16 protein-coding genes and 1 pseudogene are annotated in these 14775 nt (G+C 31.0%); 16 read left to right on the top strand and 1 reads right to left on the bottom strand.

The features are described from left to right. Positions 1–123 precede the first annotated feature (123 nt). The 9 genes and pseudogenes from CUL_RS0106525 to CUL_RS0106565 all read left to right on the top strand — a co-directional run bounded on the left by CUL_RS0106525 (position 124) and on the right by CUL_RS0106565 (position 7570). Complete coding sequence (locus CUL_RS0106525; RefSeq protein ID WP_005584451.1) at positions 124–552, top strand: 2-thiouracil desulfurase family protein; 429 nt, start codon at positions 124–126, stop codon at positions 550–552. Positions 553–624: 72 nt separating this feature from the next. Beyond that, on the top strand, positions 625–1455 hold the full coding sequence (locus CUL_RS0106530) for a sulfurtransferase (RefSeq protein WP_005584450.1): 831 nt from the start codon (positions 625–627) through the stop codon (positions 1453–1455). A 208-nt stretch (positions 1456–1663) separates the two neighbouring features. Then, positions 1664–2046: pseudogene (locus CUL_RS16830) on the top strand (DUF4256 domain-containing protein). Between the two features lie 25 nt (positions 2047–2071). Further along, entirely contained in the window at positions 2072–2785 is a 714-nt protein-coding gene (locus CUL_RS0106540; RefSeq protein ID WP_025640871.1) for an AzlC family ABC transporter permease, read from the top strand. Next, positions 2782–3096, top strand: a complete 315-nt coding sequence (locus CUL_RS0106545) for an AzlD domain-containing protein (protein WP_005584446.1) — start codon at positions 2782–2784, stop codon at positions 3094–3096. The genes CUL_RS0106540 and CUL_RS0106545 overlap by 4 nt, the downstream gene beginning before the upstream one ends. A gap of 906 nt (positions 3097–4002) precedes the next feature. Beyond that, entirely contained in the window at positions 4003–5166 is a 1164-nt protein-coding gene (locus tag CUL_RS0106550) for an ABC transporter substrate-binding protein (RefSeq protein WP_005582803.1), read from the top strand. A 69-nt stretch (positions 5167–5235) separates the two neighbouring features. Next, a complete protein-coding gene (locus tag CUL_RS0106555) occupies positions 5236–6081 on the top strand; it encodes an ABC transporter permease (protein ID WP_005582802.1) in 846 nt (281 codons plus the stop codon). Positions 6082–6130: 49 nt separating this feature from the next. Further along, a complete protein-coding gene (locus CUL_RS0106560; RefSeq protein WP_035142836.1) occupies positions 6131–6919 on the top strand; it encodes an ABC transporter ATP-binding protein in 789 nt (262 codons plus the stop codon). A gap of 30 nt (positions 6920–6949) precedes the next feature. Beyond that, entirely contained in the window at positions 6950–7570 is a 621-nt protein-coding gene (locus CUL_RS0106565; RefSeq protein ID WP_005582800.1) for a DUF1847 domain-containing protein, read from the top strand. Positions 7571–7814: 244 nt separating this feature from the next. Here the strand turns inward: CUL_RS0106565 and ald are convergent, their stop codons facing one another. Further along, positions 7815–8933, bottom strand: a complete 1119-nt coding sequence (gene ald, locus CUL_RS0106570) for an alanine dehydrogenase (RefSeq protein ID WP_005582799.1) — start codon at positions 8931–8933, stop codon at positions 7815–7817. A 309-nt stretch (positions 8934–9242) separates the two neighbouring features. Between ald and CUL_RS0106575 the strand changes: the two genes are divergently transcribed. The 7 genes from CUL_RS0106575 (at position 9243) to CUL_RS0106605 (ending at position 14678) form a co-directional block, all read left to right on the top strand. Next, positions 9243–10406 (top strand): AI-2E family transporter, encoded by a 1164-nt coding sequence (locus CUL_RS0106575; protein ID WP_005582798.1) that lies wholly within the window; start codon positions 9243–9245, stop codon positions 10404–10406. Between the two features lie 252 nt (positions 10407–10658). Beyond that, positions 10659–11219, top strand: coding sequence for a hypothetical protein (locus CUL_RS0106580; protein ID WP_025640873.1), 561 nt, complete (start codon positions 10659–10661; stop codon positions 11217–11219). Positions 11220–11306: 87 nt separating this feature from the next. After that, entirely contained in the window at positions 11307–11822 is a 516-nt protein-coding gene (gene cobO / locus CUL_RS0106585; RefSeq protein WP_005582796.1) for a cob(I)yrinic acid a,c-diamide adenosyltransferase, read from the top strand. 145 nt (positions 11823–11967) lie between these two features. After that, entirely contained in the window at positions 11968–12534 is a 567-nt protein-coding gene (locus CUL_RS0106590) for an RNA polymerase sigma factor (protein WP_025640874.1), read from the top strand. Further along, on the top strand, positions 12521–13009 hold the full coding sequence (locus CUL_RS0106595; protein WP_025640875.1) for a hypothetical protein: 489 nt from the start codon (positions 12521–12523) through the stop codon (positions 13007–13009). Before CUL_RS0106590 ends, CUL_RS0106595 begins: the two co-directional genes overlap by 14 nt. Beyond that, complete coding sequence (locus CUL_RS0106600; RefSeq protein ID WP_005582793.1) at positions 13006–13779, top strand: hypothetical protein; 774 nt, start codon at positions 13006–13008, stop codon at positions 13777–13779. The genes CUL_RS0106595 and CUL_RS0106600 overlap by 4 nt, the downstream gene beginning before the upstream one ends. Beyond that, positions 13761–14678 carry a hypothetical protein gene (locus CUL_RS0106605; protein WP_005582792.1) on the top strand — a complete coding sequence of 306 codons (918 nt, stop codon included), beginning with the start codon at positions 13761–13763 and terminating at the stop codon, positions 14676–14678. The genes CUL_RS0106600 and CUL_RS0106605 overlap by 19 nt, the downstream gene beginning before the upstream one ends. Positions 14679–14775: the final 97 nt, after the last annotated feature.

The following is a 14775-nucleotide window of genomic DNA, read 5'->3' on the forward strand; positions in this document are numbered from 1 at the left end:
ATTTCCATTTGTTCATGCAGCTATTGCGATGATTATTGCAATATTTGTATACGAAAATAAGATGAATAGCGATAAATAGATAAATAGAAAAATGATCATATATTGGAGAGGAGGCAAAAGAACATGAATGTTCTAATTAGTGCATGTTTATTAGGAGTAAATTGTAGATATGATGGAAAAGGTATGTTTATAAAAAGGGCCAATGCTTTGAAAGATAAATACCACTTAGTCCCTGTATGTCCAGAAATATTTGGAGGATTAAAAATTCCACGAGAACCAGCAGAAATAATAGGGGATAGGGTAATTACGAAAAATGGTGAAGATGTAAGTGAAAATTATAAAAGAGGGGCTGAGGAAGTTTTAAAACTTGCTAAATTTTATAATTGTAAACTAGCAATTCTTAAAGAAAGAAGCCCTTCCTGTGGTTATGGAAAAATCTATGATGGAACATTCTCTGGCAAAGTGATAGATGGCAATGGAGTTACTGCAGAAGTGTTGGTTGAAAATGGAGTTAAAGTTATAGGTGAATCAGAAATAGAAACTATTTCATAATAGGACAGTAAGTCGAGGGAAAATGGGTATAAAAATAGTAGAACACATTCTAATATGATATAAGGTGATGATATGAAAAATTTTGTTTCTCAAGAATGGTTATTGAACAATTTGTCAAAAGATAATTTGGTGATTTTAGATGCTAGAGGAGGGTTAAACGATCCTGAATATGGTTTTAAGGAATATCAAAAATACCATATAAAAGGTGCCCAATTTGTTTCCCTTAAGAAAACCATGACTGGAAAATTAGGAACCTATGGAGGTAGACATCCACTACCTGATATGGAAGATTTTGCTGAAGCTATGAAAAAGCTAGGTATAAAGGATAATTCCATAATAACAATATACGATGATGGAGATTATGCCATGGCAGGTAGACTATGGTGGCTTCTTAAATACTTTGGGAAAGACAATGTATTTATACTTGAACAAGGTATGAAAGGTTGGCTTAATAGCGGCCTAAAAGTAACAGAAGAAATAATAAAGCCTAAAGAGTCTGATTCGTTGAGTTTAAACATCGATAAGTCTATGGTAGTGGATATGGATTATGTTAAGGCAGCTACTAGTTCAGATAAAATTGCTATAGTTGACTCTAGAGCCTATGAAAGATATTCAGGACAAGAGGAACCACTAGATAAAATACCAGGACATATTCCTAATGCTTTGAATTTCCCTTGGATGAACTTAGTAGCTGGCGGGAAAATGATGTCTATGGAAGAATTAAAAGATTATTTTGAACCTTTAAAAAGGTATGATGAAATAATTGTTTATTGTGGTTCTGGTATAACGGGTACGGTAAATGTTTTATTTATGGATGAGATTGGACTTAGTCCAAAACTGTACCCAGGTGGCTATAGTGATTGGATTAGCTATGATGACAATGTAGTTATTAAGGAGAAATAAGGGAAAATATTTCATAAAAGTAAATATAAAAGATCTAGTATCTGTTTCAAAGTTTGATGGAGAAGGCTGTCATTCTTACAATTGTGAGTAAAACAGTAAAGGAGTAAATAATATGATAAAGAAAAATAAAACCAGCAACAAAAAAGAATTGTTACCAGAAGAACGCGAAGAGCTACTCAGAACATTAAAAACTCGTTTTGAGAAAAAGATGAACTACCATAAAGATCTTGAATGGACTAAAGTACAAGCTAAACTAGAAGCTAATATTGGGAAACTGTGGTCCCTCAACGAGATGGTAAAACCGGTGGAGAACCGGATGTTGTTGGCTATGATAAAATAACTGATGAATACATTTTTTATGATTGTTCACCAGAAAGTCCTAAAGGTCGCAGAAGTGTTTGCTACGATCGTGAAGCATTAGAATCAAGGAAAAAACATAAACCTGAAAATAACGCTATTGATATGGCTGCTGCCATGGGTATTGAGATTTTGACGGAAAAACAATACCGAAAGCTGCAAAAACCTGGAAAATTCGATACTAAAACATCCAGTTGGGTGAAAACACCTTCTAATATTAGTAATTTTCACTAAATTAAAGTAGAGAAGGGCGATGGTTATGGAAAGTGCTAAAAATACTAAAGATAAGATTAAAGAAGCTATAATAATAGGGTTACCCATAGTTATAGGTTATTTTCCAATAGCAATGGCATTTGGATTATTATCTAAGAATACTTCTATTTCATTTATGGATACAAGCCTATTGTCAATGATGGTTTATGCTGGAGCTAGCCAATTTATGGCCTTGGATTTGATGAGCGCAGGAGTAACAGCAGCCAATATAATTCTTGCAACATTTTTATTAAATCTTAGACATATGATGATGTCAGCATCTTTAGCAGTAGAATTTAAGGGTATCCCTAAGAAGTATTTGCCGGTTTTGGCCTTTGGAATTACCGATGAAACCTTTTCAGTAATTTCTTTTAATAAAGAAAAAATTACCTTACCTTTTGTATTTGCTATAAATGTATTAGCCTACTGTTCCTGGGCTTTAGGAACTATGGTTGGATATGCAGTAGGAGAGATATTACCCGTTTCTTTACAAACTAGTTTAAGTATTGGACTATATGCCATGTTTGCATCCTTATTATTTCCAGAAATAAAAAAATCAAGAAATATTTTATTTTTATCTATAATATCTGCATTAATATATATATTGATATTTTATTCCAATATATTTACCTCAGGTTGGGATATAATTTTGGGGATAATTGTATCTTCTATTTTAGGAGTACAATTCTTTAATGAAAACAACGAGGAGAGAGAAAATTGAAAAACTATTTTTTATTGATATTAGGAATGACGGTAGTTACTTATTTGCCTAGACTAATTCCTTTCATTGCATTGAATGATGGCAAAATAAATAAGAGTGTAAAGAAATTTTTGAGCTATATACCCTATACTTCATTGAGTATATTAATAATTAGGGGTATTATGACAGCAGGGAACGGAATGAAAATTGCGACTATAGCAGGCATAGGCATGGCAGGAATTTTGTCCTATATAAAAGAGAATTTAGTTTTATCAGTATTAGCGGGAATATTGTTAGCTTTTGCAATAATAAATACCACTGTAATTATATAAAACCCATCTTAGAAATTTCTAAGATGGGTTTTAATGTCTGCCAGGCTGCCAAACTGATAGTGCTTATTAGATCTAAGTGAAACTGAACCAGTGTTGCATATACGGTAGATAACTCCTCCATAAATGTTATAATAAAATATTTAATAAATTGTAAAAAGTGCAATCAAGATTATTATAAAATTAAATCTACGAAATATTTTAAGGATAGCTTTTCCAAAGTCAATGCAGCTAGAAATTGATTTTAAGGCTATATGAGCATAAAAAGAGCCAGTCAAACAATTCACATGAATAGAGTATTGTATCCAAAACCTTTTATTAAAGGACCTAGAGGGTATTAATCTAATGGTAATACTAAAGGTATGCATTCTAAGACGTAAAAAATATGATATAGACTGGGATAATTTTTCTCAAGCTGTAGAATGTTTAAAAATAAAAAGGAATATTAAATTGAAATAGTAGAAAAGGGTATGAACTTATTTATTAGGTTATGATCTTTTTCACCAAGGGGCAAAGGGATATAAAGTGAACTTTACGCATAGAACTGATTTAACAATATTCAATCAAATTTTTTATAATAAAATTTGATTGATACTTGTTTAACTATAGATATTTTCAATTTGATTATTCTTCTAAAAGACTATAATATAAACCGTGGAGGGTCATTTTAGAAAGTGTTTTTATTTTATAGAGTTTATTAAAACAGTAGAAATATTATAAAGTGTTAAATATTTATATGAAATTGGTTTAGATTTTCATTTATTAGGATATTTTGTAACTGATAATTTAATATTTTACATATATTACAAAAGAAAAATTGCGATTTCAATGTATAGTAATCAAATTTATACAAGTTTATGGAGTCATGGACAACCTATAAAATACTATTAATTAAGGAGGCATAATGTAATGAATAAAAGAGTAATTTCTATTTTACTTGTTTTCACTTTGGTATTAAGTATTTTGGGTGGGTGTACAAAACAGGAAACTGAGGAGCTTAATACTTCCAATGAAGAAAATATTATTGATGACAATAAAGATGATACTATTGAAGAAGTGCCTGTTATAAATATGGCTTGGGATTTTGATCTTCATGCTAGTGTTATGTTAGTAGCATCTGCTCGGGGCGAAGAATTTAAAGATTCAGGGATTTGGCTGAAGCCAATCATTGAAAAAGAACAATATGAACTTTATAAAGAAGGAGAAAAATTAGCATTAATTAATACTATAGTTACAAAAGGAAGTTCAGAGTCTGCTGTAATGTTAGGACAAAAGCGGCTTGATTGTGCTCTTAATTCTGTAACAGGGATGTTATCGGCAAAGGATCAAGGTACAGATGTAGAAGTGCTGTGCCCAGTTCACGTGGATGGGATTGGATTAGTATTCCCACATGGAACTGAATTAAATAACTGGGAGGAAGTATCTCAATATATCTTAGATTCCGAGACACCTGTAAGAATTGGATACCATTCACCTGTATCGGCACCTAGAATTGTGCTTGAAACAGCTCTAAAACAAGCAGATATAAAAGTTACAGAAAATCCAAATGATTTTGATGCAGATGTTCTATTGGTCGATTTAAAAGGAGCAAAAAACTTACTACCAGCTTTTTCCGGGGACCAGGTAGATGCATGGGTAGCACCATCCCATTATCCTGAGGCGGCAGAGGCTGAAGGCATAGGTTCTATAGCTTTAAAGTTAAATGAATTTCCACCTGAAGGTCAATGGTATGATTTTCCTTGCTGTGTTTTTGCAGGCAGAGCCGATGTAATATCAGAGTATCCAGAAGTATTTGAAGCTTTAGTAGATTTGTTTACATATAGTGCAGAGTGGATTAATAGTAACAGAGATGAAGCCTCAATGATATTATCTGAAATTATAGGGGTTTCGAAAGAAGCTGTTGATGCAGCTAGTATTGTATTCACTACGCAGGTTTCAGACAAATGGAAAGAAGGTGTAGGTATATATTTCGATTTGCTAGATGAATTAGAGAAGTTTGATGGGGATCTAAAAGGTGGAAAGTTAGAAGATATTGAGGATGAATTTTATAATTTTAAGTATATAAACAACTAAATATAATGATAGGAAAAGTTCTAGCATTTTATGCGTAGAATTTTTTCTTGTAAAAATGGGGAGATATAATTGAAAAAGAATATATTAAATGCAGTTAAAACTATGATAGGACCAGTAGTTATTTTAATATTGTGGGGTTATGGTGCTAAACATATAGATAATCAATTAATATTGCCTAAGCTAAGCTCAGTACTAGGACATTTCCTTACACCTACTGAGAATATGATTGGTTTAGGGTCTTTAATAGTAAATATTATAATTAGTCTAATCCGGGTTATGATTGGGTATATAATTGCCTTATTAATTGGTCTTCCTATTGGTATATTAATGGGATATAAGAAAACTGCGGATCAAATAATTAATCCAATATTATCCTTGTTTAGACCTATTCCACCAGTGGCTTGGGTTCCTTTAGTATTAGCTTGGTTTGGTGTAGGCAGTATAGCTACTGTTTTAGGCCTTAAGCAAGGTATGTGGTATATATATCTTCATAATTTTAAAATATCTATGACTTTCATTATTTTTCTTGGAGCTTTTTATCCTATTGTAACTAGTGCTATACATGGGATTACACAGGTGCCAAAAACTTTGATAGAGTCAGCTAGAGTTTTAGGCGCAAGTGAAGCGGATATTTTTTTCAAAATATTACTCCCAGGAGCTGCACCAACTATTTTAAATGGCATGCGAACGGGATTAGGCAGTGCTTGGACTAGCCTTGTATCTGCAGAGATGTTACCAGGGAGTATATCAGGATTAGGATATTTGATTACCCATGCCTATGAATTGGCCAAAATAGACATAGTTATGGCTGGTATGATTAGTATTGGAATGATAGGTTCACTATTAGATTATAGTATTCGATTTATAGAACGAAACAAATTTGTATGGGGAAGTGGTACAGAAACAGATCAATAGTAAGGCCTACAAATTGAAAATTTTTAAAAGAATGCTAGGAGAATAGTATATGGATATTATGAAAATATGTTTACGAGCAGAAAATCTGAGTAAGGAATTCAGATCTGAAAAAGGTAATATTGTTCATGCATTGGATAAAACAACAATTAATATATATGAAAATGATTTTGTATGTATTGTAGGGCCATCTGGTTGTGGGAAATCTACTCTTTTACGTATTATTGCTGGATTGGAAACTGCTACCACGGGAAAGGTTTTTTATAATGGAGAAGAGTTGAAGGGAACGTGTGGAGATATTGGTATGGTTTTCCAACAATATTCCCTACTGCCTTGGAAAACTGTAGAAGATAATATTACATTAGGGTTAGAATTTAAAAAGAAGTCAAAAAAGGTTAAAAAAGAGGTAGCACAAAGATATTTAGAAATGATAGATATGGAGGAATTTCGCAACGCTTATCCTTTTGAGTTATCTGGTGGCATGCAACAGAGGGTTGCTATAGCAAGAGCTTTAGCGAATGATCCAAAAGTGATATTGATGGATGAACCTTTTGGTGCATTAGATGCTCATACACGTATATTAATGCAAAGGGAACTACTTCATATATGGGAGAAAAACAGGAAGACCATATTGTTTATTACTCATAGCGTAGATGAAGCTATATATTTAGCAGATAAGATTATGGTAATGTCTAAAAGACCAGGAAAAATCAAAGAAATTATAAATGTAGAAATGGCAAGGCCAAGAAATCGAGCTGATGTGGAATATGCAAAAATGTCAAATGATATACTGATGATGCTAGAGGAGGAGGTTGTTAACAATAAGGTTGTAAATCCATAGATATAAATGATATTAAAATGGAGTGATAATATGTATAGTTGTGCAAATTGTGTCTTAAGAGGTTGCTCTGAAGGTAATTTAGAAAAAACTTTACCTAATTGCCCTAGCAAAGAAAAAAATGTTCAAGAAGAAGCAAAGAAATTGTATTTAGAAGAAGAAAATTACAAAATTGCTCATAATGCTGCTTTAGTAGAAGCAGAAGGTTATGGAGCAAAGACAAGGGTGGAAGAAATCATATCCTTTGCAAAGAAATGTGAATATAAAAGAATAGGGCTAGTTTTCTGTATTGGATTAATAAATGAAGCTAAATGTTTTGCAGATATTTTAAGGCATCACGGTTTTGATGCTATATCTGTTCTATGTAAAAATGGAGGTATAGATAAAACATATGTAGGAATTGATAATGAAAGTAAAATTCCAGGTGAATGTGATGAAATAATGTGCAATCCTATAGGACAAGCCTTATTGCTTAATGAACAAAACACTGATTTCAATATAATTTTAGGTTTATGTGTGGGACATGATACACTTGTAATGAAGTATCTAAAGGCCCCTATGACTACTTTGGCAGTAAAGGATCGAGTTACTGGACATAATCCGCTAGTTGCTATATATTTAGCCAATAGTTATTATAAAAAGAAATTAATGTAAATACCATTAGAAATTTAAAATAAGCAACCTAAAACCTAACGAATCGGTTTATGGATTTTTTACTTTTTAATTGATGGGAATCAATGAAAAATTCGTACTACCACTACCACTTGTACTATTTTAAGTTATCTAATATATATTGTTTTATTTCACTGATTAAAGCAGAAAAGGGAGATAATTAATGTTTCACTAATTATGTAAAACCCATCTTAGAAATTTCTAAGATGGGTTTTATTCCTTTATTCTACATACCTAATACTTCTTCTACAGGTGTATAAGGCATATCAAATGCATCTGCTACTGATTTATAAACGATTTTTCCTTCTAATACATTGGCACCTTTTCTTAATGGCCCTTCATCAATAAGTGCTTGTTTCCATCCCTTATTAGCTATTCTAACTGCATAAGGAAGAGTAACATTTGTTAAAGCTAATGTTGAAGTTCTTGGAACTGCCCCAGGGATATTTGCAACAGCATAATGAACTACATCATGTTTCATAAATATAGGATCAGCATGGGTTGTTGGATGTGTAGTTTCCATACATCCACCTTGGTCAATAGCTACGTCTACTAGCACACTACCTGGTTCCATTAGTTTTACCATTTCCTCAGTAACCAATTTTGGGGCTTTAGCTCCTGGAATTAAAACTGCTCCTACTACTAAGTCGGCAGTTTTAACGGCTTGAGTTAAGTTATAATTATTGGAATACAAGGTTTCTAATCTTCCCATGAAAACTTCACCTAAATAACGAAGTCTGTCCACATTTATATCAAGCACTGTAACTCTGGCACCAAGACCAATTGCTCTTCTAATAGCACCAGTACCTACAATACCTGCACCTACAACAACTACATGAGCAGGAGGTACTCCTGGAACACCATCTATTAATAGGCCTTTTCCACCTCGAGTTTTTTCTAAGTAAACAGATCCTTGTTGAACTGCCATTCGACCAGCAACTTCACTCATAGGAGTAAGTAGTGGAAGAGATCTATCTGGGTTTTGAACTGTTTCATAAGCGATAGCAATAGTTCCTGATTCTACTAAAGCCTTAGTTAATTCTTCTTCAGCAGCTAGGTGTAGATAAGTAAATATGATAAGATCTTTTCTAAAATATTTGTATTCTGATTTTAGAGGTTCTTTAACCTTCATTATCATATCTGCTTGTTCCCATACTTTAGAAGCTTCAGGTAGGATTTCTGCTCCTAATGCAGAATATTCCTCATCAGAAAAACCTGCTCCCATTCCTGCGTTAGTTTCCACTATAACTTTATGCCCAGCTCTCACTAGAGAATCTACGCCAGCAGGTGTAAGAGCTACCCTGTTTTCTTGTTCCTTTATCTCCTTTGGTACTCCGACAATCATTGATACATTCCTCCTTAAAAATAATTGGTTTATTGAATTATATTTTATCATATTTTGAAAATGTTTGCACGGTTTTTAATATTAGAAAATTTGTCAAAATACTGCCATGATTAATAGACTAAATTACCATTATAGATTAGCTCATATAATCTACTATTTAATCTAAAAATTTAGTTAAGGGTTAAAAGTTTTTTAATGGTATAAAATATGTAATTAAACAGTAGTTATTGCTAATTATTTTTGGTAGTATAATGATATAGGCTAATGTTCATACCATCCATAAGTTTATAAAATATAAGAGGTGATATTATGAAAGTTAATTGGAATACTAAATACACTACAATTGCAGTATATTCACTAATTGTAGCAGTTTTAAGTACGATATTTTACTTAATAGCGTCAGAAGTAAATTTATTTAAAATTCAAGTTAGTAAATACATAAATACATTACAACCAATTATTATAGGTTTTGTGATGGCTTATATATTTAACTTTATACTTGAATTTTATGAAGAATGTTTATTAGATAATATTTTTTCTAAAATTAAGAGTAGAAAGTTAAAAAGAATAATAGGAATTATATTAACTTATTTTACTGTATTTCTAGTATTATACCTTTTTCTAAATTTTGTATTACCCCAATTATTGTCATCGGTTATTGGATTGGTAAATGATATTCCAGATTACTTTATGGCTGTAACTAAAAAGATCAATGATTTTACTAGTGAATTTCAAATCCAGGAAGAGTACTACGAAATTATATTAGGAAAGTGGAATGAATTTGTAGATTATATATTAAGATTTGCTACAGACCTAATACCCAAAATAGGTAATTTAACAAAAAATATTCTTTCTAGTATCTGGAACATAGTACTCGGGGTTATTGTTTCCATTTATTTATTATTAGATAAGGAGAAGTTTAAAGCTTTAAGTAAAAAAATTACTGTCTCTATTTTTTCCGAGAAAAATGCAAATAGGGCAATGGAATTAGCACGGAGAAGTGATAGTATATTTGGAAGATTTTTAAGCGGTAAAATATTGGATTCTCTTATTATTGGGATATTGACATTTATAACATTAAGTATTGTTAAAATGCCTTATGCAACTCTGGTATCCTTTATAGTTGGAATAACTAATATTATTCCTTTTTTTGGTCCTTTTATTGGAGCTATACCTTCCTTCTTTATAATATTATTTGTTTCACCTATTAAGGCCCTTTGGTTTTTAATCATAATATTAATAATACAACAGATTGATGGAAATATTATTGGACCTAAAATACTAGGAGATTCACTAGGTATATCAGCTTTTTGGATACTTTTTTCGTTACTTGTAGCAGGAAAGATATTTGGATTTGTTGGGCTCGTAATTGGTGTACCTTTATTCGTATTTGTTTATTCTATAATAAAGGATATAGTAGAATATAGATTAGGAAAAAAGGGATTACCGAAGGATACTAAAGAATACTATTAAAATCAGATTTAAAAACAACATCGTTTTTGTAAAGCTATCCAATGATAAGATTGGTATAATAATCAAGTGGGAAATGGGATTTCATGCTAAATGGATTATATTGGAGTAAAGGGATAGATTAAGGACATAAAACCCAAATCTATTCCTTTTTAATTTTATATAATATTTTTGTATTTATGCAGTACTTTTATTTGCCATTCCGTTATAATTAGTAGTTATGAAAAAACATTATGACATTAGAGGTGGATTAAAATGACAAAAAATCATATAATATATATTTTACTTACTCATAGTGGCTCTTTATTATCAAAATGTATTAATATATATACAAAAGAACCTTATACCCATGTTTCTATTGCGTTGGATACTAACCTTAAGGAATTATATAGTTTTGGCAGACTAAATCCTTACAATCCCATATTAGCTGGATTTGTAAAAGAAGACATAATAAAGGGAACTTATTCAAGGTTTCCAGAGACAAGATGTGCACTGTACTCTTATAATATAGATGATGTTCAATATAGGAAATTAAAAAACCAACTATATAAGTTTAAGAAAAATGGGGACAAGTATAGTTATAATCTATTAGGATTATTTGGTGTAATATTCAATTTTCCAATAGAAAGAAAAAATAATTATTTTTGTTCTCAATTTGTAGCTACTTTATTAAATAATAGTGGAATAGATCTATTTGATAAACCACCAGTCCTTGTATCTCCTAGGGATTTTAGGAAGTGTAAAGAGTTAAATCTAATCTATGAAGGGCGATTAAGAAGATATAGTAGAATGGAATCATCTTATCAAATTTATTAGTTTTTTGCAGAACTTTTATGTTTTGCTGCGTTTACATTAGTAGAGAAATATCTCGAAAAGCAACTGATTTAAAGAGGAGGGATATAAGTGAACAAAGGTTATATTCATGTATATACAGGAAATGGGAAAGGGAAAACTACAGCAGCTTTAGGATTATCTATTAGAGCTATTTGTGCAGGGAAGAAAGTATTTTTTGGACAATTTATTAAAGGTATGGATTATAATGAATTAAAAAGTGTTGAATATTTACCTAATCTTCAAATAGAACAATTTGGGAGGGATTGTTTTATATATAATGAGCCAACGGATGAGGATATTAAACTGGCAAAAGAAGGGCTAGAAGAGTGTAGAAAAATATTGAAAGAAGGAAAATACGATATAGTAGTATTAGATGAATTAAATATAGCCATATATTTTAAACTGTTTACCTCAGATGAAGTTATAAAAATATTAAAGGAAAGGGCTCCTCATGTGGAAGTAATAATAACTGGTAGATATGCGGAGAAAAATATTATTGAATTAGCTGATATAGTAACAGAAATGAAGGAGGTTAAACACTATTATAACCATGGTGTGGAAGCTAGAAAAGGGATAGAATACTGAAAATAAGTGGAGTGTATAATTTAAATGAAACTATCCCATAAATCTAAATCTAATCCCTTTTAAATTTTTAAAAACATTATAGTTTTTTTGCAGTACTTCTATTTTTTGTTTCGTTTATATTAGTAGGTAGGAAAGGAGGGGAGATATGGATTTAGATAAAGATCTGATAGAAGAGACTCTATCTGGTAATAATAATGCATTTGAAAAAATAGTAGGCAAATACAAAGGATATATATTTGCTATTATATTAAACTTTATTAAAGATCATAATGAAGCTGAAAATATAGCCCAAGAAGTCTTTCTTCAAATCTATATTTCCCTTCCAGAATATAAATTTGATAATTTTAAAGGATGGATTGGCAGAATTGCTGCAAATAAATCCATAGATTGGAAAAGAAAAAAGAAAGCTAAATTCAATGAACAGGTAATGGAAAATGCAGAGATGGTAATAGATGGAGAAAGCCTATATCATTATAAAACACCAGAGGATATACTAGTAGAAAAAGAGAGTCGGGAAAAAATCCATAGGGTTTGTAAAAGAATACCTAATATTTATGAGGATGTGATTATCAAATTTTATTTTGAAGAAAAATCCTATGAAGAAATTGCAAAGGAAGAAGGGACTACCGTAAAGACTATAGCCTCAAGGCTTTATCGGGGGCGTAATCTATTAAGAGAGAAATGGAGGGAGGAAGATGATGAAACATTATGATGATATAGAATGGATTTTCTATAAAGAAAAGATTCTTTCAGATGAAAAACAAATTGAAATGGAAGAACATTTATATAGATGTGATAGATGTATGGAGATTTTCCTTTCCCTCATAGATAAACAAGAAGTAGATAAAGCAGGAGATTCCATTTCGGAAAACTTTACGGCTGATTTAATGGCTAATATTGAAAATTTACGATATAAACCAAAAACTAAAGTGAAAAAATCTAATACTAGGTTTAAAGATATGTTCGTATATTATGCAGCAGTGGCTTCTGTAGCTGTAGTCTTGACTTTAGGAGGATTTTATAGTGGATTAGTAGACATGGTTCCTCAAATTGGAAAATCAACTGTAGAAAGACATAATATTAATGCACCTAATGTAGTAGCTGATGTATCTGGAAAAATAGTAAGTAAAACATCTAGTTTCATCAATAGTTTTGAAATATCTAAAAGTAGGGAGGAATTGAGATGAAAGAAAAAAGTAGATTTATAACTTTTCTATTATCCTTTATACCTGGATTATCCCATTTTTATTTAGGTTTTGCTGATAGGGCTGTAATATTTTTAATGGTATTTTTTGGGGCAATAGTAGGTGTAACAGGTTTGTCATTCATTACGTATAATGATAATTTTTTCATATTATTAATGTTTGCTTTACCTGTCATATGGCTTATAGCATTGTTAGATGCTTTTTCCATAAGAAAAAGATTTGTCCTATCTCAGTACGAAGGTGAAGAAAAAGAAGTGGAAAACAAAGGCATAGATGAATTAAAACAATCCAATAAAAAAACCATTACAATGGCTCTATCTGTTATCCCTGGTGCAGGTCATATGTATCTAGGTTATCAGAAAAAGGGATTGGCAATAATGGGAGCCTTCTTCTTTACCATATTCTTTATGGGCTGGTTAGGTTTATCCTTATTCTTGTTTGTGCTACCTTTAATATGGTTCTATAGTTTCTTTGATGCATTACATTCTTTTAGTGAAGATGATGGCATTAAAAAAGAGGATGAGTTTGTTTTACCCAATATTAAATCCCAATGGATAGGGTGGGGACTTATTACAATAGGAATATTGATAGTTATAGAACGTATATTATACCCTTTAATTCCTCATGAAATAAGGAACTATATCCAAACTTCAATAATATCTATCATATTTATTGCTGGTGGCATTAAACTATTAGCTAAAAGTAAGGGAGAAGAAGAGGAGGATGAAGAAATATGCAAAAAAGACGAGTAGGAACTATTTCCATGGCTCTTGTTTTAATTGCCTTTGGAATTTTAATATTCATCTCTCAAATAAGCAAAGTGTCAGCAGTTGAATTGGGAATGAAATTTTGGCCTGCTATACTGTTTTTAATTGGTGGAGAAATACTTTGGTATAGTTATAGATATAAAGAGGAAGACATAAAGATTAAATACGATATATTTAGCATATTCATTGTATTAGTAATAGTTGGTGTAAACCTAGCAATCTATGGGCTTATTGAAACTGGCATGATGGATAAAATCAACTCTATGGTATGGGCTCAGACCTTTAGTTATAAAATACCTAATGAGGAAATTCAGATAAATGAAGATATTAAAAAAATAATTATAAATCCTCCTAATTATTCTAATTTAACCCTTAGAACTGAAAAAGATAATAAAATATTATTAGCCGGTTCCTTAGATATTACAGCAGATAGTGAAGATAAGGCAAAGGAACTGTTAAGGAATGAATATATTAAAACCAATAGGTCTGGGGATACTTTATATATTTCATTTGTAGATAGATATATTCACGGCAATGGAATTAATAATGTTTATCCCCGTGATTTTAGCTTAATAATACCAGAAAATAGGGAGGTTGAAATCAACGGAGGTAATGATTTACAGTTAATAGTAAATAATATTAATAAAGATTGGGTTATAGATAATGTGAACAGGACTAAGATTAGATTAAAAAAGGCTACGGATGTAAAAATAACTGCCACTGTAGATAATCGGGAAGCACTAAGGGGAAATGCTAAGTGGAATATTATAGAAAATAATAATGAAGATTTTTTAAATATTAAAGGAGAATTAGCCTATGGGGAAGGGAATAGTAGGATAAATATCTTAAATTCTGATGAGATAGTTGTAGATGAAATAGAATAATAGATTATATAAAGTAGATTATATAAAGGATGAAATTTCATCCTTTTTTATTTTCTTTTTTATTTTCTTTCTTATTTTGAAAGAGCAGCTTAGTGTA

Origin of the sequence: [Clostridium] ultunense DSM 10521 (genome assembly GCF_000511955.1) — a bacterium.
In the GTDB taxonomy this organism is placed as follows: domain Bacteria; phylum Bacillota; class Clostridia; order Tissierellales; family Tepidimicrobiaceae; genus Schnuerera; species Schnuerera ultunensis.